Source organism: Pseudomonas sp. efr-133-TYG-103a (assembly GCF_030209235.1).
Taxonomy (GTDB): Bacteria; Pseudomonadota; Gammaproteobacteria; order Pseudomonadales; family Pseudomonadaceae; genus Aquipseudomonas.
On the sequence record NZ_JARVSK010000006.1, the window covers coordinates 246,849 to 270,127 of the forward strand.

Sequence of the window (23,279 nt, forward strand, 5' to 3'; positions counted from 1 at the left end):
AGATTCATGCAAGGTGCACGACTACCTGCCTCTCACGCTCGACTTAACTCATTGTAATAGCTGAACAAATTTTATTGGCGCTTGGCGGCACGGTCGATGCAACCCACTAGGGGTACTTGCAGGATCGACGTCAGATCGGTCCACCATTCGTGAAGCCAGAGGAAATAATCATGAACGCTATCGACCTTCTCACCGCCGACCATGAACGCGTGAAGAGCATCCTGTCGCAGCTGAGCGAATCCACCGAACGTGGTGTGAAAAAACGCACTGATTTGCTCAACAAGCTTGAGATGGAAATCACCATTCATACCAAGCTGGAAGAAGAGCTTCTTTACCCAGCCTTCAAAGAGGCCGGCGCCAAAGAGCAGGACATCATGTACTACGAAGCCAAGGAAGAGCACCGCACCGTCGATTCCCTCGTACTGCCAGACCTCAAGCAGACCGACCCCTCGACGCCAGAATTTTCAGGCCGGGTCAAAGTGGTCAAGGAGTTGCTGGAGCATCACATCGAGGAAGAAGAATCCGAGATGTTCCCGCAGGCGAAAAAACTGCTGGGTAAAGCCAAGCTCGACGAACTCGGCGCACAGATGGAGGCCATGAAGGCTCAGTATAAGAAGTCGCTGATGTCGGACCTTGCCGCATAACGACTCGATGCACGCTAAAAACCCGGACCTGTTCCGGGTTTTTTTATAGGTGATTTCAGCAATGTCGCGTTGCGCCCGAGCGAACGTTTCTCGTGCCGTGAGGCCGAATGAGTAATCGAGCCAGATGTTGCGAGCATGATAAAAATAGAACAGAGCGAATGTCGCCGACGGGCGTGGGGCTTGGCGTTTGTCGCCTGGTCAGTGGGTGCCGTAGTGATTATCTGCTTGCACCGCAGTTTGCCCGAATCAGGATGGGGCGCGTGGTTGTCCTACCTCATGTACTTTCTGGAATTCTGGTATTTCCTGGCGCTCGGCGAGTTACACAGGTGCTTTTATATACTGCTGACCCGATCATCCGAATAGCTCGGCGCGTCCGGGCAACGGTCCTGTCGCTTGAAGTGGCGGATGTGGGTTTGATACATTTCGTCACAGACATTGCGCTCACCCGCGCTTTGCGTAAGCGTTAACGTCAACCAACGCAACCTTAGGACACGTCCGTCCTTTAGTTGCGTGGCTTTATGACGACCTCTTCACCGGCCGCTCGGGTCGGTCATGTTTCAAACACCTTGTTTTTGCTGATCCGTATTGCGCGGACTGCCGTCGATGCGTGCGCATCGAATATGGATTTATCGCTCCAGTGCGTCGAGAGCGTTTCAAGGTGTTCTCGCGTCATCGACGTGAATGACGCTTTTCCTGATTTTCCTTCTAAAGAGCACTTCTAATGTCTATCCAGCAAACACCTGGCCAAGTGTTGTCTGCCCGCAGCGCAGCCAAGATGGAAGCGGCGATGGCGGTGGGCAGTTTCGCCATCGGCACCGGCGAATTCGCGATCATGGGCCTGATGCCGGACATCGCCAATAATCTTCATTTAAGCGAGCCGCAGGTTGGGCATGCGATCAGTGCTTATGCATTAGGGGTGATGGTAGGCGCACCCTTGCTGGCCATCCTCGGCGCGAAGATGTTGCGCAAGCATTTGCTGATTTTATTGATGGTGCTGTATGCAGCGGGCAACGTAGCGACGGCGTTTACCGCCACCTTCGGAAGCCTGGTGGCATTTCGGTTCATCAGCGGGTTGCCCCACGGCGCCTACTTCGGCATCGCTGCAGTCGTCGCTTCGAGCATGGTGCCGGCCAACAAGCGTGCCGGTGCAGTCGCGAGAGTGATGATGGGGCTCACGTTGGCGATGCTGCTTGGAAACCCTCTGGCGACGACCCTGGGTCAATTCTTCGGCTGGCGCTCTGCGTTCGCGCTCGTGGGCGTCATTGCAGTCATCACCATTGCGTTGATATGGCTCTGTGTCCCTGATCGTCGGGACGAAGCCCGAAGCAATCCGCGTAAAGAGTTGCAGGCATTCAAGAAACCTCAGGTCTGGATGGCACTGTCCATTGCCGCCATCGGTTTCTCAGGCATGTTTTCGGTTTTCAGCTATCTGGCGCCGACGATGCTTGAGGTCACCCGGACGTCTCCGACGTTGATCCCGTTTGGCCTGGCAGCCTTCGGTTTAGGCGGCATCATCGGCAACATCGCAGGCGGCAAACTGTTCGATCGCCTGCAATTTCGAGCGGTGGGATGCGTTCTGTTGTGGTCGATTGCGGTGTTGACCTTCTTCCCGTGGGCGGCCCAGTCGGTCTGGGGAGTGATGCTCGGCATCGGTCTCGTCGGAACCATGATTGCTATGGCGGCACCCTTGCAGATTCGCTTGATGGATATCGCCCATGAAGCGCCCAGTCTGGCGGCGGCTTCAAATCATGCCGCGTTCAACCTCGCCAATGCCTTGGGGCCATGGTTGGGCGGAATGGCGATAACGGCGGGATTTGGCTGGACGAGCACGGGATATGTGGGCGCTGCCACTGCACTGGCAGGGTTGGCGATCTATCTCATCGCCCGACGAATGAAGGGCGGCGAATGACAGTGGTTGGATGACCATTTTGGAAGATGCCTGCGCGCACTTTGAGGGTCTCCGAGCAAGTCCTCAAAACTTCTTCGGGATGAAGGCGCATCGGCGCATCGGCGCAGATGCGGAGTCAGGATTGGTTCATCATGTTCACGGCACGGCGGCCAATGTGGCCGATTGATCTGATCATCCTAGGAGAGCACGGTGCTATGAGACTCAGAAAGCATTTTCCAACGAACGAGCTTGACTAAAGCACTCGTTAGTAAGTTACGGGCTAAGTGAAAATGGATAAAGGCAGAGTGGCTTGGCTTGAAGCATGGCATCGTTGATGCTTAGCATCTCAAGCCAGTTACTCTAGTTTTGCGATGAAATATTCTTTACCCATGCCGCAGTCTGGGCACACCCAGTCGTCAGGGATATCTTCAAAAGCGGTTCCGGGAGGGATTCCATGCTCTGAATCGGTCTGAGAGGACTCTGGCCCGTCGGAATATTAGCGCCCAGAAATCTTTACATCGCATTTTCAGTTCCTGCAGCTCTCGGCAATGAGAGTATATCTCTGCACCCTCGGCATTGACCTTCAGCTGTCGAGTGCTGCGCTCAAGTAATCTAATAGATAGCGCATTTTCCAGTCTGGATATATGTTTGCTGACCGCAGAAGCGGTGACGCCTAATTTCAATGAGGCATCAATAAAACTTTCTGTTTCGACTACCACTGCGAAAGCAGCCATGCAAGGCAGCATTTCCACGTGATGCCTAGGAAGATAATCGCTATATTCCATTATTTATACCACTTATGTCGATTTGAGCAGAAGTTAAGTAGATCTGTATGCATCTGTGAGAGAGTTGGCCAGGCGTTGGCGAGAATCGTGCTCAGCCATACGCATGTAGCACGGCCGCACCAGCAAGCACTAGGAGAATCCCTGCCAACTGCACGGGCGAGAGCGTTTCTTTATAGAATACGTATCCCATGAGCGCTGCAATGCCTCCGGAGAGAGTACTGATAACTGTGACAATTGAAATCGACCCATTAAGTGCGCCCCATGCAAAAGCGGAGAATCCTCCAAGATTAAATATGCTCGCAGCGCACAATGGAGCCAGTGCAGCTTTTGGGGGAAGTCCCAGTTCCGCTTTAATAGCGCTACTCAGAAACGTCGGCGTCATCATCGCTATTCCCACTGCATAGCCTAACCAAAGCATTGTCGTGGCGCCTAGGCTAGGGAGGGCAAACTTCCCCTGTAGCCAAAAGCTGCTGCCATATAGCAATGCCGCGAGCACGGCAAAAAAAATAGCCACTCCACCGTTCTGCGTAGGCTTAGCCTTGGAGGCCCTCTCTTTCAAACTGGCGAGGACTACACCGCACACGCATATTAAGATCCCCGCGAGTTGCGACGAAGAAATGCTTTCTCCACTCCACCAAGAAAAAAGAGCAGTGAAAACACCATAGGAGGTTACTAATGGAGCGACCACTGCGGTCTTACCTAAAGCAAACGCTTTAGAAATGGCTAACGCACCTGTCAGGGTGAAGCAAGAGGCGACAACTCCGAAAACCAACGCTTGAGGGGGGGCTGCAAGAATTTTTGAGTAACCAGAAGACAATAAGAGAATAATACTCATTATCATCAATCCTAAGAGTTGCCCGAAGAAAACAGCTCTCTTGATCCCAACATTACGAGCGTTTACCCCAACGAGGAAGTCAGTCGCCCCCCAAAATACAGCCGCCAAAAGCCCCATTACGACGTCCACTGTGCGTCCTTTTTCTTGTTGAATTCCAAATCCTCGGCACAGTAAACTGGATCCAATCGAAAATCAAACGCTTGTCCTCCCAATTCCTCGGTACTGGTTATCAGGCTTTGGTACCGCGCCATTAATGAGGTTTATAAGAGGGACAGTGAGCGCTGTGGATATCAATGCCAATAGCAGCAAAACGCTATATGCAGCACCACTCAATATCCCCGTTTAAAGTCCCACTCCCAAAACCACGAGTTCTACCAGCCCTTTCGTGTTCATAAGAACGCCCACTTCCAGCGAGGTCGCCTTATCCAGGCCAATCAGCCGACTGGCCACATACGATCCGAAAATCTTACCAAAACATCCGCCGATAACGAGAATGCAGAGCCATGCCCAAATGCTGAGGCCATCGGAAAAAATAAGTGAAACTTGGAGGCCGGAACAAGCGAAGAACACTGGCGTAAGGAGAAAGTCTGCAAAACCATATTGTTTTTTTCCAAGCTTCGGCCACTCCTGGAATGCCAAAAAAAACACATCCGGCAAGCACAGCTCCGATCGCTTGATGAAAACCCAACCAGGAAGTTAGCTGTGCAAAACTAAACCAGAGGCTGATGGCGATGAAAAGTTTTGCATGGTCATTTTTGGACGCTGAAATATACAGCTTGAGCATGGGTTTGATAAACCACATCGCCACTACAATCAAAACGCCCTCAATGCCCTTTGCACTGGGCCATTTTCAGCAAAAAGCGCTACGTGCTGAGCAAATTACGACCTGCGGCCACCATAAAGAAAGTACATCGGAGCGTTCGTAGGGAGACTGCGCATATCGGTTTCCCAAGATGCGCTGATGATTTTATTTTCATGACGCAGAGTCAGCAGTCAGGAATTCTGATCAGCGCTGAAATTGCGTGACTGCAGTGTGCAACTGACTGCAAAAGGGCTTCGAGAATGGAGAAGTAAAATTGGCGTTGGGGTCAGCCAGGAATGCTGATGAGGGGAAGAGCCAGAGGATTGAAGGGAGGAGGAAAGATGGAGCGGGTAGAGGGAATCGAACCCTCAACTAAAGCTTGGGAAGCTTTCGTTTTGCCACTAAACTATACCCGCTTTTTTCGTCTGTTTACTCACTGAACGGACAGGTCTGTCAGACCCTCGTATCAGCTGTGAGAACGCTATGACGCTTTCAGCGGCTGACTTTGTACCAGATGCGGGCGGTGAATTGAAGCGTTAAATCGTCGGCGGGGAAATCCGCCTTGCTGCGAGAAAGGACAGGATTCATTCGTCGCCGCGAATGACGGGCGTTGACGAATGAATCCGTTCCTTGAGACCTGCACGGTCAGATTGCAAATGCATGGTGCGTCTGTACCTGTCGATAGCGAGTTCTGCCGGGCTCGGGTGTCGGTGCGAGAAAGTCCATCAGGGCGTTTTGCGATTGCAGGCATGCCGCCTTGTGTTCCATGTCCAGGAAGTGGCCGGCGCCGTGGATCGTGGTGAAATGGCAATCGCGAATGTGGTGGGTAAACAGCCGGGCGTCCAGTGCTGCGGTGTACTCATCCCATTCGCCGTTCATGAACAGCACGGGGACGTTGATGCGCTTGGCCGCTTTCAGTTGATGCTGAGTGTTGGTGTCCAGCACATGGTTGATGTGATGGTGCATCTGCGCATATTCATGCAGATCCAGCGAGCTGACGTGCTTGTAGTTGAAGCGCTTGAACAGCGATGGCAAGTGCTTGCCGATGGTGCTGTTGATCAGCGTGCCAACCTCGTAGCGGTCGAATGCGCCCAAGTGTTGCTGACCGCGTTCGAGGTAGTCGCGCATTGGGTCGTTGATCACAGGCGAAAACGAACTGATCACGGCCTTTTCGATGCGTTTGGGCCGATGCGCGAGCGCGACCAGCGCGGCTGCGCCACCCCATGAAAACGACATGATGTGCTCGGCGTTGAAGTGGTCGATCAGCTCCAGCAGGATCTGGCCTTCTGTCTCCTTGGTGAGCGGTTTTTCATGAAGATTGTGGGGCTTGGATTTGCCCGCGTAGGGCTGATCGTAGAGGACCACGTTGAATTGCGGATACAGGTTGCGGACGGTCTGGGCGAAAGATGCAGTAGTGGCCAGTGAGCCGTTGACCATGACGATGGTCTTTTCTGCGGCATCTGCGCGATAGAACTCCGTGTAAACCCGAAACTGGCCCTGTATATCAAGCACAGCGATTTCTGGCCTCATATCCATGTCTCCTGACGTAAAAACAGGTGTGCGCGCAACCACGTTGCACGAGTTTCGTGACAGGTAGGCATTTGCCTTGAAGGGGCCCCATGTCGGTCCGCAACGGTCTGTCCGACAGGTATTGTTATTGGCGGGCGGGTTGCCGGACGCAGTGCCAGGGGAGGCAGCTGCAGCGGCGAAATCGTTTTTTTGGATGCACAGGTGACTCGCCGGTCACTTGTGGACCGACGTCTGGATTCAAGCAGGCGATCGGGTAACCCGCAAGTGCCGTTGGTGAATTGTCCGACACGATCTGCCGGGCGGTCGCAAGCCTTCAGATCAGCTGAATCTCTTCAGCCGTCAATGGCCGGTACTGACCGGGCGCCAGCGATGGGTCGAGGACCAGCGGCCCCATGCTTTCACGGTGCAGGCGCACAACCTTGTTGTCGTAATAACCGAACATCCGTTTTACCTGATGGTAGCGGCCCTCGACGATGCTGAGCCTGGCGCAGTGACTGTCGAGGATCGTGAGCAGCGCCGGCTGCGTGGTCAGGTTTTCGAAAGCGAAATAAAACCCTTCGGCGAACTTTTCGAGGTAATGATCGCCGATCGCTTGCTCGGTCTCGACGTAGTAGACCTTCGGGAGTTTGGTGGTGGGCTGGGTCAGTCGTCGCGACCATTGGCCGTCGTTGGTGATCAGCATCAGCCCGGACGTATTGAAGTCCAGACGCCCGGCAATGTGAAGGTCGTGCTTGTCAGGCTCGTGCAGCAGATCGAGCACGGTCGGATGCTGAGGATCGGTGGTGGCGCTGACGCATCCGGGCGGTTTGTGCAGCATGAAGTAACGAGCGGGCTTGCCCACCTGCAGCACTTCGTCGTCGAGCATGACACGGCTGAACTCACGCACCTCGTGCAGTGGATCCCGGACCGTGCAGCCATCGACCTGCACACGGCCAGCAAGCAGCGCGAGGCGCACGTCTTTGCGACTGAAACGGGGGAGGTTGCTGAGAAAGCGATCGAGGCGCATGGCTATGTTCGGCAGGCGAGCGTCATAGGGCCGGCAGGTGTTTATCAGCCAGCCCGGCGCATCGCGGACACAGGCATGCCTTGTCGCGCACCTCGTCAGGCAAGGCGGCGAGAACGGCGGGGTCGATGGTTTCGCTGAAACACCAGCAGGCGCGGTCCACCGTGCGTGGATCGGTCAGCGTGCAGCGATTGCTCTGGCCGCAGACCGGGCATAGGTCTGCGGCGGGGGATATCAGGGTCATGCCGGTTCCGCTGCTTCAGTGCATACCCGATTGCGGCCGCTTTGTTTGGCGCTGTAGAGCGCCTGGTCAGCGCGTGCGATCAGGCTTTGCAGGGTGTCGTCGGGATGCAGTTCGGTCAGGCCCAGGCTTACCGTTACTTGTAGGGCGGAGCCGGTGAACACATAAGTATGTTGCTCGGCCAGCAAGCGAATCTTCTCGGCGACGCGTCGGGCACCGCTGATGTTGGTGTCCTTGAGCAGAATGATGAACTCTTCTCCACCCCAGCGGCAAATGATGTCGGTATCGCGCAGGCAGCGTCGGATGTCTTCGGCGAACCCGCTCAGCACTTCATCGCCGGCCAGGTGGCCGTGGGTGTCGTTGAGCCATTTGAAGTGATCCAGGTCCAGCAGCATCGCGGACAATGCTTTGTGCTCGCGACGCGTCTCGGCAATGGCATTCATGGCGATTCGGTCGAAGCCACGGCGGTTAGGCAGACCGGTGAGGCTGTCGGTCATCGCCTGGGTTTCGATGCGCAACTGGAATCGGCGCACGACCCGGTTGAGCAGAATCAGCACCACGATCATGACGACAAGGCAGATCAGCAGGTTCAGAAACAGGGAGCGGCGAATCTCGTTCAGCGCGCCGTTTTCGCGCTTGTCGACGAACAGGTACCAGTTCAACTCCGGGATGTAGCGCACGTTGAGAAAGTGCCCGTCATCGGTGGCGTCATATTGATAGCTGCCGCTGTGGGGCTTCGGCATCTGCCGATGGAGCTCCTTGAGATCCGGCAGGTCACGCAGCACCTGACCGATCTTGGCGCCATTGGGGCCGCCTTCGGCGCCTGTCAGGACCAGCCGACCAAATGTGTCGACGAAATAGACACTGCGTTGATAGCGCTGCTGATAGCGATCGATCAGCTTGATCACGGCGTCCACCGTCAGGCCCACGCCGGTGGCACCAATGAAGTTGTCGTTGTAATCGAAGACCTTGTAGTTGATGAAAAAGGTCAGGTTGTCCTTGTTGGCCATGTCCGGATCGACGTTGATCTCATACGGGTCCCGCATGTCGCGCACGCGGTAATACCAGACGTCCCGGGGTTCATCGGCGCGGATTTTTTTCAGGACGCCCTTGGCCTGGTAGTAGGTCAGGCTCTGGTTGGAGACGAAGAAAGCGGTGTACGCGCCGTAATGATTCATGACCTCCTTGAGATAACGGGTCATCTGCTGCGGATCTTTTTCACCCGCCACCACCCAGTCCCGCACGAACGTATCGCGGGCCATCATCGACGACAGTAGGACTGGCCTGACCAGGTCTTTCTGGATCTCCGAGTAGACCGTGTCGGAGGTCAGTGGCAATTCGGTGTTGACGATGCTGTCGCGTATGGCGTCCCTGGAGGCGAAGTAACTCAGCAAGGACGTTGCCAGAAAGCCGCTCCCCAAAAGGATCACCAACGTCAACAGCAGGGAGCGTTGTGAATGGAGCGTGGAACGAAGGGGCATGACCGATCCGCTTGAATGATTAATCCGTTAAGCCGGACATGCTAGCTTGCGGCCACTGTTTTGCGCCATGGGCGTTTTCAGTTTGCGACGGACCGGATCAGGGCGTTATCGGCGACGAACCCTGCGGCGCAACAAACTCCGGCGCCCGGCCCAGCAGCGAGCTGAGCGCAGAACAACGGCAATGCAGCAGCAGGATTCTGTCGTAATGAATGCCGTGGCGATGCAATTCGGCGAACAGATCCTCAAGGCTCGGGTTGGGCATGCCGAACCGGTTGCGCACGGTCATCACGTCCATCGCAACGGCAGGCAGGTCGCTGCCGGGCGAGGGCTGATGAGAGTTGCGCACAATATGGCTGATTTGCCGGTAGCTCTCGTAGCGCTCACTCTGGAATTTGGCCAGCGTGTAGTTTTTGATGCGCCCTGCCAGCGGCGTGCCGGCCATGAGAACGTCGGCACCGGGGGCGCCGGACAACTCGCCGGTACGTGGGCCCGGAAGCGTGTGCGTGTCATTGAGCAGCGAATAAGGCGCAATCTTCTGACTGACCACTCGATGCAGCGACGGGTCGACCAGCGAGTGACCATGGGGCGCGTAGGTCCTCAACTCGGTGCCGTTGGGAACGGCGCTTGTGCGCGTCCAGGGCAGATAATAGCCGTGGCTGCTGACTACCAGCGTGCGCGCCTGCCGGTGTTCGGACGTCCAGAGCAGAAACCGCCGGCCGAGTTTCCAGACTCGCACCGGTTCTGTCCCGAACGTCGCGTTTCCGGCCACGCTCCAGGTCTTGAGCGGGCCAAGATCGTTGAAGAAGGGCTTGAGCGTGGTCTTGCGCGATGCAGTGATGCGCTCAAGCCAGCCGCTGAAACCGCGCGCCGGAGCCACCGGCACCGCTCGCCCCGGCAGTGGGTTCGACACGCTGATAGCCCTGAACGCCCGCAGCAGTCGGGGCGTGGCCGGTCCCATCTGCAGTAACCCCAATGAGAGAATGGCGAACAAAACCTGCCGACGCTCCGCCTCGCGATCCCCCGGCAGATGAGCGGCCTGGACATGAAGCGCGAGTGTGGCGGCGCCTGCGGTCAGCGACGCAATGGACGCCGCGGGAATGAGCAATGCCAGCGGTGCCAGCAGCAACTGCAATCGCTCAGCCAGTCGGGTCCAGTTGCGCAGCGCCACCTCCCGGTCGGTCACGATGCTGTCCTCTGCATCGTACTGGCTGTTGCGTTGCAGGCCCTGGCAGATGAAGGCTGCCGGCGACCCGTCCACCTGCATCTCGCACAGCGTGTGTTGGCGAGCTTTGTGAGCGTGCGGGCGGTAGAGCGGTTCAAGCCACGGACGCAGAATGGAAACCTGCTGCGGCGGCTGCCTGATGCCGGCCCACAGCTCAAGAATGTACGTCAGCCTGGTGTGATAACGGGCCGGCATGTGGTTGAGCAGCGTCCGGCGCCACTGCTCGTCACCGGCCGCACGCGCGAGGTGTTCGGTCAGTTGTCGCGGGTCGCGAAACGCCATGAACGGTTGTTTCTGGCCGGCCTGATACAGCAGGCCGCCCGGTCGATCCTTGTGGCGCAGCAGCAACAGGCCCACACAAAAAGGGCAGTCACTCTCGGCGGGCAGTCCGGTGCTGACATAAAACCCCAGCGTGCTCCACTGCAGCGAGGCGTGCGGCGTCTGCCATTCGGCGGCTTCCATGGCCGCCGCCAGCGAGTTGAAATCGTCAACCGAGAGATCGCCGCTTTTCAGGCTCACGAGCGCCTGGCCAATCAGGGTTGAACACAATGAGCGTTCTATCGCGTCGCGCTGACTGCGCCAGAAGCGCTCGAGCCGGCGCTGCATCAAGGACAGCAGATCAACGCTTGCGAGGTAGGCGTCGACGTCGTTTGCGCGGATGGGCAGTTCGTTCTGGCCTGTCCAGTGGCCCGCGGCGCTCGGGTCCGCGTACACGACCCAGCGCCCGCCGTGGTCGTCATAGCCTTGCGGGGCGCGCACGCGCAGGTTGTCCACCAGTGCCTGATCCAGCGCGACTGGCGTTTCATCAGGGGTGAACACGACATTGCCGGCCGCAATGGACGGGCGCCCCCACGGCGTCGTCGACGTGCCGCGCAAATAGCGGATAAACACCTGCCGTGGGTCCATATCCAGGCCATGTTGATGCTTGAGCCATTTGCTCATGATTCGGTTGGCCAGTTTCAACGGCGTCGGCACACGCTGCGGCATCTGCGCGGGGGCGTGCCAATGGTTCAGGGTGCCGATCAGCGTCAGCGCCGGCAGGATCGGCATCACCACGCAGTCATCTTCGTCAGTGGCGTCGTGTTCCAGGAGTTCGCAGGCGTCGCCCGACTCGAGTCTCGCTGTGCAGAACGCCTCCTGCGCGCGCTGCAGCAAGGTGAACACGTCGTCCACCGGTTCTGTCAGAGTGAGCCCTTGTTCGACATCGCCGGGCTGCAGATGCAGCCGATGCCACTCGGACGCGTTGAGCGCATCCAGAACGCTCTGCGCACGCCACGGCGCGTCGTCGCTGATGTATTCGCGGCATTGCGGATGCTGGCCGAGCACATGAACGTAGCAGTGGCCGGTGTGCCTGGCTTTCAGGTGAAACACGCCAGGAATGATTCTGCCGTTCAGCGCAATGCCGCAGACCGAGGAGCCACTTCGCCGCTTGCCCTGACGCAGCTGCGCCACTGTGCGCGGAAAAGCGTCCAGCCCCAACGCATCGAGCGCGAGGGCGTAGCCTTCCTTGTCGATGCGTTTGCGTGCTCGCAGTCGGCACAAACTGTCGAGAAACGACAGTTTGGCGAGGGTTTGCCAGGTGTCGCGATGGCGCGCCCAAAACTGGCCCAGGGTCTGCTCGTACTCCAGCGTCCAGCGAGCGCTGATGAGCCGTTTGAAGAACGCGTTGATGGTGAAGCCGGGAAGCTCGTCCCGCAGCGCGCGATCGGGCTCGGCACAGCGCTTGAGCGCGAGGAAGGCGGCAGGGTCCAGAACAGCGCGGCCCAGTTGCCGCAGGGACAGTCGTCGCTCGAAACGCTCCTCACCGTTGCTGTGCACTTCAGGCGCGTGGTCGGTGCTGAAACCGATGTGGATCGCGTCGAGATCGAGCGTCTGGCCATACTCATCTCGCAGCCCGGCCTGCAGGCAGCGGTCCAGATGGTCGTGGATCGAAGGGGGCAGTTCCAGATCCAGTTGCCAGGCGCGCAAAACCGTGGCCGAGCCGACCAACAGTGTGGCGACGGGGCTGGCGGACAGCTGCGCCAGACGCCTGTGATCCAGCGTGCGTGGCGCATCGGCTGGCGGCTGGGCAGGCGGCGCGACTTCAGGACGAGTCAGTTCTTCGAAGGGCGGGATGCCCGAGAAAGCGGGGTCTGGCAGGGCGTCGTTGATGTTGAGATTCAGGCCGTGATCGGCCGATGGGTGGATGCTGTCGTTCATGAATACTGCGCCACGTGAAAAGACCCTCACTATGGCGCGGTAAGTCTGTCAAAAGGCGCTAACTATTTATGGCGCCTGCGACGGGTTTTTGTGCCTGTGCTCGAGCGAGCCGACGGGCGTGGCGGTCAGGTCGACGCCTCCAGTACCACGACCCGCTGACCGGAGCGCACGGCGGAGCCGGGTTGCACACGGATTTCGCTGACGATGCCGGCAACGGGCGCCAGCACTGGAATCTCCATCTTCATCGACTCCAGCACCACCAGTGTTTCCCCCGCTTCGACGCGTTGGCCGACGTTGACCTGCACCTGCCAGAGATTGCCTGCGATATGGCTGTCCACGCTCATCAGCCCGGCCTGCAATTGCGCTTCTTCGCTGGACTCGGCCACCGCTTCCTCGCTCTCGAAAGTCGCCTGACCGTTGGCAATCCAGCGTTCGCGCTCGGCGTTGAAAGCGCCTTGCTGCTGAGCGCGAAACGCCGCGATGCTGTCGGCCTCGTCAGCCAGGAACGCCTGATAGTTCGCCAGATTGAGCGTGCTGTGCTCGATCTGCAGCGGGTAACGCCCGAGCGGGAAGTCGCGACGGATTTTCAGCAGCTCGTCGGCGCTCACCGGATAAAAGCGGATCTGGTCGAAGAAACGCAGCAGCCAGGGCTTGCCATCGAACGCTTCGACGGCGCGGTAGCGGTTCCACATCTGCAGTGTGCGGCCAACGAATTGATAGCCTCCCGGACCTTCCATCCCGTAAACGCACATATAGGCGCCGCCGATGCCGACCGAGTTCTCGGCGGTCCAGGTGCGCGCCGGGTTGTACTTGGTGGTCACCAGCCGATGGCGCGGGTCCAGCGGCGTGGCGACGGGCGCGCCGAGGTAGACATCTCCCAGCCCCATGACCAGATAGCTGGCGTCGAACACTGTACGTTGCACTTCGTCCAGGTTCGGCAGGTCGTTGATGCGACGGATGAACTCAAGGTTGCTCGGGCACCACGGCGCATCCTTGCGCACGGTCGTCATGTACTTCTCGATGGCCAGCTGACAGGCCGGGTCGTCCCACGACAGCGGCAGGTGCACGATGCGCGAAGGCACCTCAAGATTCTTGCTGGCGCAGACGCCGTCCCATTCACCCGCGACGACCGCGAGCAGTTCGGCCAGCGGCAGTTGCTCGGGCTGGTAATGCACTTGCAGGGAGCGAATGCCCGGCGTCAGGTCGATCACGCCCGCAAGGCGTTTGCCTTCCAGCGCCTGCATCAGCGCGTGGCCACGAAAACGCAGCACCAGATCCAGCTCCGGCGCGCCAATCTCCAGCAACAGGTGCGTATCGCCGGACAGACGAGCAACGAGGCGCGTGTCGTCGACACCAATGTCCAACACAATCGGCGAGGTCAGCGCCGCTCCCTGTAGGGGCGCGCTTGCCCGCGAAGAGGCCGGTACATCCGTTGCATCTCTGGCGGCCGATCCATCGTCATCGCGGGCAAGCGCGCTCCTGCAGGACTGAGGTTCGGACGCGATATCAGAGGCGCCATCCACACCCTGTGGGAGCGAGCTTGCTCGCGAAGAGGCCGGTACATCCATTGCATCTCTGGCGGCTGATCCATGGTCTTCGCGGGCAAGCGCGCTCCTACAAAACAGCATGCGGGCTGTCTCGATGCTTACGGCATGGAACCTGACTTTATCCCCCGCCTTTAGCTGCCCCAGTTGCCACAGATCGGCCTCGATGATGGTTACCGGGCACACGAAGCCGCCCAGACTCGGACCGTCCGGGCCGAGAATCACCGGCATGTCGCCGGTGAAATCCACTGCCCCGATGGCATAAGGATTGTCGTGGATATTCGAGGGGTGCAAACCGGCTTCGCCGCCGTCAGCGCGCACCCATTCAGGTTTCGGTCCGATCAGGCGGACGCCGGTGCGGCTGGAGTTGAAATGCACCTCCCAGTCGGTGTCGAAAAATGTCTTGATGTAACCTTCGGTGAAGTATTCCGGCGCGCCGTGCGGGCCGTAGATCACCCGGATATCCCGCACCGTCGGCAGATCGGCGATCAATTCGGCGGCCAGTTGCTGACCGGCGCTGCGGTCCACCAGCGGCGCGAGATGAAGGACATCGCCGGCGCGCAACGCACGTCCCCCGTGTCCACCGAACTGACCCAGCGTGAACGTGCTCTTGCTGCCCAGATAATCCGGCACGTCCAGCCCGCCGCGCAGGCACAGGTAACTGCGCGCGCCGGCGCCGGCGATCGTTCCGAGCGACAAGGTCGAACCGGCCGGAACCCGCAGCGATTGATTCATCGGCTGCACTTCGCCGTCCAGCGCCACAGGGATTACCGCACCCGTCACCGCCACGACCGCGTCGGTATTGAAGCGCAGCATCGGCCCGCTCATGGTGATTTCCAGCGCGGCGCAGCCCTCTGGGTTGCCCAGCAGGCGATTGCCCAGGCGCAGCGAGCGGCTGTCCATGGGCCCTGACGGCGGGACGCCGACTGCCCAGTAACCCAGGCGCGCCGGATAGTCCTGAACACTGGTCTGGGTGCCACCGCTGATGACTTCGAATGTGTCGGCGCGGTACACCAGGCCTTCCAGGCAGCGCGTCCACGGCTGGCCGCTGGCGAAAGGCGCATCGTCGATGATCTGGCGCAGATAGTCGCGATTGGTTTCGACGCCATACAGACGCGACTCGCCCAACGCCTTCGACAGCCCGGCGCTGGCCGCTGCCCGATCAGGCGCCCAACTGATGACTTTGGCGATCATCGGATCGAAGAACGGCGGGATCTCGCAGCCGGCTTCGACCCACGTGTCGATACGCAGCTGTCGACCATCGGCAGGCGGAAACTGCACGGAAGTCAGCAGGCCTGGGCTTGGCTGAAAATCCCGGCCCGGATCTTCGGCGTACAGGCGTGCCTGAATCGCATGACCGTCCGGTTTGAGTTTCGCAGCCAACTGCGGCAATGGCGGCAGATCACCGGCCGCCAGTTGAATCATCCACGCCACCAGATCAACGCCCCAGACCTGCTCGGTGACGCCGTGTTCCACCTGCAGCCGCGTGTTCACTTCAAGGAAATAAAAGCGCTGATCGTCGCTGTCGAAGACGAATTCGACCGTGCCCGCGCTGCGATAACTGACGGCTTTCGCCAGTTGGATCGCTGCGGCGCACAACTCATCGGCCATGCCGGTGGGCAGGTTTGGCGCGGGGGTTTCTTCGAGCACTTTCTGGTTGCGCCGCTGCACCGAACAATCCCGCACGCCCAGCGCAATGACATCCCCCTGACCATCGCCGAATACCTGAACCTCCAGATGACGAGCGCGCTGAATGTACTTCTCCAGAAACACGCCTGCGTCGCTGAAGTTGTTCTGCCCCAGACGCTTGACCGCTTCGAACGATTCACTCAGCTCGCTGGCGCTGCGGCACACGCGCATGCCGATGCCGCCTCCGCCTGCCGTACTTTTCAGCATCACCGGGTAGCCGATGGCCGCTGCTGCGCTCAGGGCCGCCTCGACACTGTCGAGCAGTTCGGTGCCATCGAGCATCGGCACGCCATGCTGTCTGGCCAGTGCGCGGGCGGTGTGCTTGAGCCCGAACACGCGCAGTTGCTCAGGCGTCGGACCGACGAAAGCGATGCCCGCGTCTTCACACGCTTGTGCGAACGCGGCGTTTTCGGAAAGAAACCCATAGCCTGGGTGAATGGCCTTGGCGCCGGTGGATTGCGCGATGGCGAGAATCTTGTCCACCGCCAGGTAAGTCCCGGCCGCGCCGCCTTCACCCAGGCTGTGGGCCTGATCGGCTTCGAGAATATGCAGGCTGGCGGCGTCGGCTTCGGAATAAACCGCCACGCCCTCGACGTTCAAGGTGCGCAGGGTGCGCAGAATGCGGCAGGCAATGGCGCCGCGGTTGGCGATCAGCAGTGTGTCGAACATGGCATTGACCCTGGAGACCGACGATCATCGATCCCGAACTGGGGTAGCGGGCCGTCCCGCTGTGGTACTGGTTGCGCGAAGGCCGTCCCTCGCGCCGAAACGTCAGATCGGTGAGCGCCGCTCGCTCAATCCCACACCAACAGTTCAGCGGGCGTCGGGTTGTAGCCGTTGCACGGATTGTTCAGCTGCGGACAGTTGGAGATCAGCACGATCACGTCCATTTCAGCGCGCAGTTCCACGTATTTGCCCGCGCCGGAGATACCGTCTTCAAAGGTCAGGCCGCCTTCCGCGGTGACCGGCACATTCATGAAGAAGTTGATGTTTGGGCTGATGTCGCGCTTGCCCAGGCGGCCGTCGTGCATACAGGCCCGCAGATAGTTGTCGCGGCAGCTGTGCATGTGGCGTTTTTCCAGCGCGTAACGCACGGTGTTGCTCTCTTGCGCACAGGCGCCGCCAAGGGTGTCGTGGCGCCCGCAGGTGTCTTCGACGATGGTCAGCATCGGTTTGCCGAGGTTGGAATACAGCACGCTGCCCTTGCTCAGATAAACGTTGTTCTGTCGACGCAACGTGCGCTGTACGTCATAGCGCTCGCGAGGGTTGGCGAGGCTGTAAAACAGCGTATCGACCGCCTGATTGCCTTCCAGGTCGAGCAGGCGCAGGGTCTGCCCGGCCTTGAGCTCGGTCAGCGACGGTTCGCCTGCCGGGATGTGGGTGATGGAAACGGGGGCGTTCGTGTGGGTGTGTGCAGTGTTCATGGCAGGCCTCCTCAGGCGAACAGGCGGTCGGTATTGATGAAGCCGCGCACGTTTTCCTCGCGCGAGGTGCGGCAGTGCTCGGCGACACTGGCGTCAGCTTTCATCCGGCTCAGCTTCACGGGCTGCGGGGCATAGTCGGGATTGGGGTCCATCGGGTGTTGCAGCGCAGTCAGCACGACCAGCGTGTCCATCGGGGCATAGAGCTCGATGTAATCTCCCGCTTTGGCGTTGCCGGGGACGAAGGCGAGGGCGCCGTGATCATCGACGTTGACCCGGCTGAACAGGTTCAGGGTCATCAGCAGATCGGACAGCCCCAGCCCCCATTTGCCCATTTCCACCAGCAGGTTGTCGGCGCCGTTGCGGAAGAAACCGTTGCGCAGTTCCTGATAGCGGCCCTGGCCGTATTTTTCAGTCACTTCTTCGGCACACAGCACGCCGCCGATGCTGTCGCTCCAGCCGCAGGTGTCAGCGGTGATCGCCGCCAATACGCGGCCCATGTCCGAGTACAGGCAGTGGCCGGTGGTCAGCTTCGCCGTGTGTTGGCATTTGAGGCTGTCGGGCAGGTTCAGCCGCTCGGTTTTCTCGTGGGCGTTGAACATCGTCAGGCTGACGTTGGCGTTGCCATTGATGTCGGTCAGGCGCAGCAGCTCGCCACGTCTGAGCACGAAAGACAGGTGCCCGCCGCCGGGCAGCAACTCTTCGGCGAAAACCGGAAACACAGTGGTTGAATCAGTCATGTCGAAATCCTTCAAGCCGTTTGCAGCGATTCGATGGCCGCGCGCGCGGCGCGGCGATCACTGTTCAGGGGAATGTCGTAAGTGATGCGGGCGCCGTAGGCACCGGGGGCGTGCGGGTCGTGGCGGACTTTGTCGAAGACCATCAGGCGCGTGCCGAGATTGAAGCCTTCGGACAGGTCATGGGTGACCATGAACACGGTCAGTTGCGTCTCGCGCCACAAGTCCAGCAGCAGCGCGTGCATGTCCTTGCGGATGCCTGGGTCGAGTGCGCCGAAGGGCTCGTCGAGCAACAGCACGCGAGGTTTCATGATCAGCGCCTGGGCGATGGCGAGACGTTGTTGCATGCCGCCTGACAGCTGCGTCGGGTATTTGTCCAGCGCGTGGCCCAGGCCAACCTTGTGCAGCAGCACCGAAGCCTGCTCCCGCGCATCGCGTTTGGCTTTTCCGAACAGTCGCCCCAGCAGCGCCGAGCGCGGCAGTTCGAGTCCCAGCGCGACGTTGTCGAGCACTGAAAGATGCGGAAACACCGAGTAGCGCTGAAACACCACGCCGCGGCTGGCATCCGGCTCTCGGGCCAAGGGCTGACCGTCGAGCAGAATGCTGCCTTTGCTCGGCACTTCCTGACCCAGCAGCAGGCGCAGGAACGTCGATTTTCCGCAGCCCGATGCGCCGACGAGGGTGCAGAATTCGCCTTCGGCAATGCTCAGGTTCAGGCCTTCGAGCACCACTTGATCGCCGTATTGTTGCCAAACGTTATTGACCGAAATGAAGCTCATGCGCGCGCCCCCTCGTACCACGGAAACGCTTTACGCGTGAGGGCCTTCAGGCCCCAGTCCATCAGCCAGGCCAGCAAGGTGATCCAGACCACGTAAGGCAGGATCATGTCCATCGCCAGATACCGCCGCACCAGAAAGATCCGATAACCCAGCCCGTCGGTGGACGCAATCGCTTCCGCCGCGATCAGGAACAGCCACGCCGAACCCAGCACCAGCCGCAGCGAGATCAACAGGCGCGGCAGCAGCTGCGGTAGCACCACGCGCAGAATCAACGTCCATGTCGAAGCGCCGAGTGTCTGTGCCTTGATCAGCAGTTCAACCGGAATTTCCCGGGCGCGCTGCTCCAGATCACGCGCGAGCACGGGCGTAATGCCGATCACGATCAGCATCACTTTCGACAGCTCGCCCAGCCCGAAGACGATGAACAGGATGGGCAGAATCGCCAGTGGCGGCACCATCGACAGCACGGTCAGCAGAGGAGACAACGGCGCACCGAACAGCGGCAGCACGCCCGACGCAATGCCCAGGCACAATCCGACGACTGCGCTGATCGCAAGCCCGATCGCCAGACGCTGCAAGCTGGCGCCGGTGTCCTGCCAGAGGATGTACTCGCCAGTGCGTTGGTCGGGAATGACCGCCACACGTTTGATCGCATCCGTCATTTGCACGGCGCTGGGCAACAGCTTGTCGTTGGGGTTTTCCGTCAGCCGCGTTGCCGAGCCTGTGAAGTAGGCGAACAGCAGCAGGGCGAACGGCAGGATCACCAGAATCAAACGGCTGGCGCGATCCGGGCGGCGGTTTATCAGACGCATAAATGTGACCTTCAGCGGAGCGGGTTTTACAACTTGCCGTCAGCGGCCATCTGCACGTAACTCGGGTCGAAGTGCAGCTTGAGATTGCCCTTGTCGCCCTCGGTCACGCTGTTGGCGAAGGTCATGCCCACCGCGCTCGAGTCCTTGGCGCCTTCGCCCAACAAGCCGTGTTCGAAGGAAAAGTCGGCCACCTTGCGCATGGTGCTCGGCAGCTGTTTGCTGGTGGCGAATTCCAGGGCTTCTTTAGGCGTGGCGAACAGCTTGGTGGTGTCCAGTTGCGACTGGAAACCGGCCAGATCGGTACCCGAAGCCTTGGCCATGTGCTCAAGCGCCTTGCTGGACTCGGCGGATTTGGCGTTCATCAGTGCGACGACTTCGAACCAGGCGCCGGTCAACGCCTTGCCCAGTGCCGGGTTGTCCTTCAGGGTCTGGGTGTTGACGACCATCATGTCCATGATCTCGCCAGGGATCTTGCTGGAGTCGAACACTTCAGTGACGCCAGGCTTGGCCTTGATCTCCGACAGCATCGGGTTCCAGGTGGTGACGGCTTTGACGTCACTGGTGTTGAAGGCAGCCGCGATGTCTGCGTCGGAGGTGTTGACCACCTTGAGGTCCTTCTCGGTCAGGTCCACCGAGTCCAGCGCGCGGGCCAGCAGGTAATGGGACACCGACAGCTCCACCAGATTGACGTCCATGCCTTTCAGATCGGTGACTTTCTTGCCGTCGCCCGTGATGACGATGCCGTCGTTGCCGTTGGAGAAGTCACTGACGACCAGCGCCGTGCTTTCCACGCCACCGGCGGCAGGAATGGTCAGGGCGTCCATGTTGGTCATGGTGCAGCCGTCGAACTGCCCGGCGGTGTACTGGTTGATTGACTCGACGTAGTCGTTGAGCTGGGTGACCTTGATGTTGATGTTGTACTTCTTGGCCCACTTGTCGACGATGCCTTGAGTACCCGCATACTCCCACGGCATCCAGCCGGCATAGATCGTCCAGCAAACGTCGAAATCTTTTTTCGGGGCGGCGTTGGCCGAGAGGCTGAAAGCTGCGATGAGGCCTGCGGTGATCAGGCCGAAGAGAGGGGACTTCTGCATTGGAAAACCTCCAGTAGCGAAAAGGGACGTTCAGGAGCACGGCGACACCACTGGTGTCCTGTCTCCCGGGCTTTTATCCCGCCGTGTAACCTCTACTGGAGGTCGCCAACTCTCGGACCAGCCACTCGCTTCAAGCGAGCCGGAACCCTAGTCGGCTATTGCAAATTGTGGTGCCGCGAACCGGTGTTGACTCCTGCACAAGGTTTACCAAGCGAGAGTTGTGCCAAGTTGCAGCAGGCCTTGGTGGGTGGGAGCAATGGCGAAAACCTGGTCTGCCGAGCGGAAGAATATGCACTGTTGCGGGGCGCCGTCCGGCGGTTGGGGCTTGAGCTGGGGCACTCGAAACGGATCCGGCAGTCTTAAATTACGTTCTCGGCAATTGGGAGAACGCCGACCAGCGCCGCTGGTTCGAGCTCTATCGCGGTCCGGGAGGCCGCCATGTATCGACGAAGCTTGCTAACCGTTTTGATGACACTGTCCCTCGCAGGTTGCTACGGAGGCTATTACGAGTCAGAGACGTATACGCTGCCAAGACCGGTCTACGGCAGCGGCTATAGCAGCAGTTATGTGTACGACGGCTATCGCCCTTACACGCCATCCGGTTATTACGGATCAACGGTTTATTACTCATCACCGCGTTATTACTCGGCGCCGCGCTACTACGCGCCGCCTCCGCGGTATTACGCCCCGCCACGCTATTACGGTCCTGGCTATGGCGGGGGTCGCCCAGGATACGGCGGTGGTCGACCCGGTTACGGTGGTGGTCACTGGAACGGCGGAGGAGGCGGCTATCACGGTGGCGGTGGCTACCATGGTGGTGGCGGCTCCGGTTATCACCCACCGCCGCCCGGTCCGAGGCCTGGCGGTGGCGGTAATGGTCCGCGTCCGGGATGGAACGGCAATCCGGGCGGTGGCGGCGGGGGAGGCCGACCTCCGGGAAGGCCGTCAGGCGGCATTCGTCAGGACGGCGGATTCGGCCGAGGCGGACACGGCGGTCCCGGCGGCGGAAATCGCTGAAGCAAACTTCCCTGGTGAGAAAATTGAACGGCGCTCCTGAGAGCGCCGTTTTTTGTCCTGCCGATTCACCCTGCGGCCGTGTAGCTTGTCCCGACCTGGCATGCAACGGCGGCCAATCCAGCACACCGATCTGGCTGATGCCGCTGGCATACAGAGTACGACGGCTGGGAGCGCTGTATCTGTCAAGTCAACGTGTAGGAGCGTGGCTTGCCCCGCGATCTGGCGCGCAGCGGCAGTCAATCCTTCGCACCGAATCTGCCTGGAACTGCCAATGCGCCAGGTTGATGAATGCTCTGCAACCGAACACGCAGCAAGCCATGCTTTTGTTTGTCCGACCTTCAATATTCCGACAGATCAGCCAACGGATGGCGTCCTTCCCAGGCCTTCTCGAAATGCGCATCGATCACGGCCAGCGGTATCGTCGCGATGTCCTGCCAGTGCCAGCGTGGCGTCTGATCCTTGTCGATCAACCGGGCGCGTACACCTTCTGCGAACTCGGGATGACGGCAGCAGTTGAGGCTCATGGCGTACTCCAGTTGAAAGACCTCGGCCAACGACATATGTCGAGCGCGCTGTATCTGTTCCCAGACCAGTTGTGCCGTCATCGGGCATCCTTCGATCAGCGTCTTCGCGGCCTTGGCGATCAGCGCGTCGTGCGAGCCGAGTTCAAGCTTCAACGCGTTCCAGGCCGCCGGTGCATCGGCGACATCCAGCAGTTCGTCGATGGCTTTTCGACGCGGCAGCCATTGGGCCTGGGGCAACTGCTCGACGGCCTCTTGCTGCAAGGCCTTGAACAGGCTGTTGAGTTGCACCGCGGTCTGTTCCTGCCAGTTGATCTGCAGCAGCCGGTCGATCATTTCCTCTTGCTGATCGTCCAGCAGAAACCGATCGGCGAGGTCCAGATCCAACGCGTCCCGACCATTGATGTGGGCGCCGGTCAGGCCCAGAAACAGCCCGAGCTTGCCGGGCAATCGCGACAGGAACCAGCTGGCGCCTACATCGGGATACAGGCCAATGCTGACTTCCGGCATTGCCAGCCGGCTGCTTGGCGTGACGACGCGGATGCTGGCCCCTTGCAGCAAGCCCATTCCTCCGCCAAGGACATAACCGTGGCCCCAACAGATGAGCGGTTTTGAATACGTGTGCAGCTTGTAGTCCAGTCGGTATTCAGCCGCGAAGAAGTGCGCCGCCAACGGTGGGACGGTTCCGGTTTTTCCGCGTCCGGCCTCGATCAGCGCCCTGACGTCACCTCCCGCGCAAAAGGCCTTCTCGCCCTTGCCGCGCAACAGCACGCAGACGATTCCGGAGTCGCTTTCCCACGCGTCGAGCCGATCCTGCAGGGCGAGGATCATTGGCAAGGACAAGGCATTCAGGGATTTTTCCGCGTCCAGCGTGGCAACGCCCAGACGGGCGCCATCGGTAGCGGTGAGCTCTTCGAATTGCAGATTCATCGTGACCTCTTGTCAGTGGTACGGGCATCTATAAAGGACTGTGAGTCCCGTCGACGCCGGGAAGTTGCAAATCAGGTGACGCAGACCAGTGTAGGAAACGCGGCG

19 protein-coding genes, 1 tRNA gene, 1 pseudogene and 1 riboswitch are annotated in these 23,279 nt (G+C 59.7%); of the genes and pseudogenes, 4 read left to right on the forward strand and 17 right to left on the reverse strand.

Annotated elements, in window-relative coordinates; genetic code table 11:
- The first annotated feature begins 170 nt into the window (after positions 1-170).
- The 3 genes from QRN36_RS05925 to QRN36_RS05935 all read left to right on the forward strand — a co-directional run bounded on the left by QRN36_RS05925 (position 171) and on the right by QRN36_RS05935 (position 2,719).
- The gene (locus tag QRN36_RS05925; RefSeq protein ID WP_285423190.1) at positions 171-644 is read left to right on the forward strand and encodes a hemerythrin domain-containing protein; all 474 of its coding nucleotides are present in this window, start codon (positions 171-173) and stop codon (positions 642-644) included.
- Positions 645-1,365: 721 nt separating this feature from the next.
- Positions 1,366-2,553, forward strand: coding sequence for an MFS transporter (locus tag QRN36_RS05930; RefSeq protein WP_285423191.1), 1,188 nt, complete (start codon positions 1,366-1,368; stop codon positions 2,551-2,553).
- 10 nt (positions 2,554-2,563) lie between these two features.
- On the forward strand, positions 2,564-2,719 hold the full coding sequence (locus tag QRN36_RS05935; protein ID WP_285423280.1) for a hypothetical protein: 156 nt from the start codon (positions 2,564-2,566) through the stop codon (positions 2,717-2,719).
- Positions 2,720-2,887: 168 nt separating this feature from the next.
- On the opposite strand, the pseudogene QRN36_RS05940 reads toward QRN36_RS05935, so the two are convergent.
- The 16 genes and pseudogenes from QRN36_RS05940 to QRN36_RS06010 all read right to left on the reverse strand — a co-directional run.
- Positions 2,888-2,992, reverse strand: a pseudogene (locus QRN36_RS05940) (rubredoxin); the annotation flags it as partial.
- Positions 2,961-3,317 carry a LysR family transcriptional regulator gene (locus tag QRN36_RS27525; RefSeq protein WP_373568705.1) on the reverse strand — a complete coding sequence of 119 codons (357 nt, stop codon included), beginning with the start codon at positions 3,315-3,317 and terminating at the stop codon, positions 2,961-2,963. The pseudogene QRN36_RS05940 and the gene QRN36_RS27525, both read right to left, overlap by 32 nt.
- Positions 3,318-3,408: 91 nt before the next feature.
- Positions 3,409-4,281 (reverse strand): DMT family transporter, encoded by an 873-nt coding sequence (locus QRN36_RS05945; RefSeq protein ID WP_285423192.1) that lies wholly within the window; start codon positions 4,279-4,281, stop codon positions 3,409-3,411.
- A 213-nt stretch (positions 4,282-4,494) separates the two neighbouring features.
- Positions 4,495-4,800 carry a cation:proton antiporter gene (locus tag QRN36_RS05950; RefSeq protein ID WP_285423275.1) on the reverse strand — a complete coding sequence of 102 codons (306 nt, stop codon included), beginning with the start codon at positions 4,798-4,800 and terminating at the stop codon, positions 4,495-4,497.
- A gap of 496 nt (positions 4,801-5,296) precedes the next feature.
- A tRNA-Gly gene (locus QRN36_RS05955) sits at positions 5,297-5,370 on the reverse strand.
- A 229-nt stretch (positions 5,371-5,599) separates the two neighbouring features.
- Positions 5,600-6,484 carry an alpha/beta fold hydrolase gene (locus tag QRN36_RS05960; protein ID WP_285423193.1) on the reverse strand — a complete coding sequence of 295 codons (885 nt, stop codon included), beginning with the start codon at positions 6,482-6,484 and terminating at the stop codon, positions 5,600-5,602.
- Between the two features lie 313 nt (positions 6,485-6,797).
- A complete protein-coding gene (locus QRN36_RS05965) occupies positions 6,798-7,490 on the reverse strand; it encodes a pseudouridine synthase (RefSeq protein WP_285423194.1) in 693 nt (230 codons plus the stop codon).
- A 22-nt stretch (positions 7,491-7,512) separates the two neighbouring features.
- On the reverse strand, positions 7,513-7,731 hold the full coding sequence (locus QRN36_RS05970) for a cysteine-rich CWC family protein (RefSeq protein ID WP_285423195.1): 219 nt from the start codon (positions 7,729-7,731) through the stop codon (positions 7,513-7,515).
- A complete protein-coding gene (locus QRN36_RS05975) occupies positions 7,728-9,209 on the reverse strand; it encodes a sensor domain-containing diguanylate cyclase (protein WP_285423196.1) in 1,482 nt (493 codons plus the stop codon). The genes QRN36_RS05970 and QRN36_RS05975 overlap by 4 nt, the downstream gene beginning before the upstream one ends.
- Before the next feature lie 97 nt (positions 9,210-9,306).
- A complete protein-coding gene (locus QRN36_RS05980; RefSeq protein WP_285423197.1) occupies positions 9,307-12,630 on the reverse strand; it encodes a dermonecrotic toxin domain-containing protein in 3,324 nt (1,107 codons plus the stop codon).
- A 125-nt stretch (positions 12,631-12,755) separates the two neighbouring features.
- Positions 12,756-16,532: an urea carboxylase gene (locus QRN36_RS05985; protein WP_285423198.1), complete on the reverse strand. Its 3,777-nt coding sequence runs from the start codon at positions 16,530-16,532 to the stop codon at positions 12,756-12,758.
- Positions 16,533-16,657: 125 nt separating this feature from the next.
- A complete protein-coding gene (locus QRN36_RS05990; protein ID WP_093461458.1) occupies positions 16,658-17,287 on the reverse strand; it encodes an urea amidolyase associated protein UAAP2 in 630 nt (209 codons plus the stop codon).
- Positions 17,288-17,298: 11 nt separating this feature from the next.
- A complete protein-coding gene (locus QRN36_RS05995; protein WP_285423199.1) occupies positions 17,299-18,024 on the reverse strand; it encodes an urea amidolyase associated protein UAAP1 in 726 nt (241 codons plus the stop codon).
- Between the two features lie 11 nt (positions 18,025-18,035).
- Positions 18,036-18,800 carry an ABC transporter ATP-binding protein gene (locus tag QRN36_RS06000; RefSeq protein WP_093461452.1) on the reverse strand — a complete coding sequence of 255 codons (765 nt, stop codon included), beginning with the start codon at positions 18,798-18,800 and terminating at the stop codon, positions 18,036-18,038.
- Entirely contained in the window at positions 18,797-19,612 is an 816-nt protein-coding gene (locus QRN36_RS06005) for an ABC transporter permease (protein ID WP_285423200.1), read from the reverse strand. Before QRN36_RS06005 ends, QRN36_RS06000 begins: the two co-directional genes overlap by 4 nt.
- A gap of 26 nt (positions 19,613-19,638) precedes the next feature.
- Positions 19,639-20,706: a putative urea ABC transporter substrate-binding protein gene (locus tag QRN36_RS06010; protein WP_285423201.1), complete on the reverse strand. Its 1,068-nt coding sequence runs from the start codon at positions 20,704-20,706 to the stop codon at positions 19,639-19,641.
- Positions 20,707-20,766: 60 nt separating this feature from the next.
- Positions 20,767-20,868, reverse strand: a riboswitch (guanidine-I (ykkC/yxkD leader).
- A gap of 276 nt (positions 20,869-21,144) precedes the next feature.
- Here QRN36_RS06010 and QRN36_RS06015 point away from each other — a divergent pair.
- Positions 21,145-21,723: a hypothetical protein gene (locus QRN36_RS06015; protein WP_285423202.1), complete on the forward strand. Its 579-nt coding sequence runs from the start codon at positions 21,145-21,147 to the stop codon at positions 21,721-21,723.
- Between the two features lie 338 nt (positions 21,724-22,061).
- On the opposite strand, the gene QRN36_RS06020 is transcribed toward QRN36_RS06015, so the two are convergent.
- The gene (locus QRN36_RS06020; RefSeq protein WP_285423203.1) at positions 22,062-23,174 is read right to left on the reverse strand and encodes an enoyl-CoA hydratase/isomerase family protein; all 1,113 of its coding nucleotides are present in this window, start codon (positions 23,172-23,174) and stop codon (positions 22,062-22,064) included.
- Positions 23,175-23,279: the final 105 nt, after the last annotated feature.

Coding starts and splice junctions, on each gene's coding strand:
- QRN36_RS05925 (WP_285423190.1), top strand. CDS start 171: ATGAACGCTATCGACCTTCTCACCGCCGACCATGAACGCGTGAAGAGC.
- QRN36_RS05930 (WP_285423191.1), top strand. CDS start 1,366: ATGTCTATCCAGCAAACACCTGGCCAAGTGTTGTCTGCCCGCAGCGCA.
- QRN36_RS05935 (WP_285423280.1), top strand. CDS start 2,564: ATGACCATTTTGGAAGATGCCTGCGCGCACTTTGAGGGTCTCCGAGCA.
- QRN36_RS27525 (WP_373568705.1), bottom strand. CDS start 3,317: ATGGAATATAGCGATTATCTTCCTAGGCATCACGTGGAAATGCTGCCT.
- QRN36_RS05960 (WP_285423193.1), bottom strand. CDS start 6,484: ATGAGGCCAGAAATCGCTGTGCTTGATATACAGGGCCAGTTTCGGGTT.
- QRN36_RS05965 (WP_285423194.1), bottom strand. CDS start 7,490: ATGCGCCTCGATCGCTTTCTCAGCAACCTCCCCCGTTTCAGTCGCAAA.
- QRN36_RS05970 (WP_285423195.1), bottom strand. CDS start 7,731: ATGACCCTGATATCCCCCGCCGCAGACCTATGCCCGGTCTGCGGCCAG.
- QRN36_RS05975 (WP_285423196.1), bottom strand. CDS start 9,209: ATGCCCCTTCGTTCCACGCTCCATTCACAACGCTCCCTGCTGTTGACG.
- QRN36_RS05980 (WP_285423197.1), bottom strand. CDS start 12,630: ATGAACGACAGCATCCACCCATCGGCCGATCACGGCCTGAATCTCAAC.
- QRN36_RS05985 (WP_285423198.1), bottom strand. CDS start 16,532: ATGTTCGACACACTGCTGATCGCCAACCGCGGCGCCATTGCCTGCCGC.
- QRN36_RS05990 (WP_093461458.1), bottom strand. CDS start 17,287: ATGAACACTGCACACACCCACACGAACGCCCCCGTTTCCATCACCCAC.
- QRN36_RS05995 (WP_285423199.1), bottom strand. CDS start 18,024: ATGACTGATTCAACCACTGTGTTTCCGGTTTTCGCCGAAGAGTTGCTG.
- QRN36_RS06000 (WP_093461452.1), bottom strand. CDS start 18,800: ATGAGCTTCATTTCGGTCAATAACGTTTGGCAACAATACGGCGATCAA.
- QRN36_RS06005 (WP_285423200.1), bottom strand. CDS start 19,612: ATGCGTCTGATAAACCGCCGCCCGGATCGCGCCAGCCGTTTGATTCTG.
- QRN36_RS06010 (WP_285423201.1), bottom strand. CDS start 20,706: ATGCAGAAGTCCCCTCTCTTCGGCCTGATCACCGCAGGCCTCATCGCA.
- QRN36_RS06015 (WP_285423202.1), top strand. CDS start 21,145: ATGTATCGACGAAGCTTGCTAACCGTTTTGATGACACTGTCCCTCGCA.
- QRN36_RS06020 (WP_285423203.1), bottom strand. CDS start 23,174: ATGAATCTGCAATTCGAAGAGCTCACCGCTACCGATGGCGCCCGTCTG.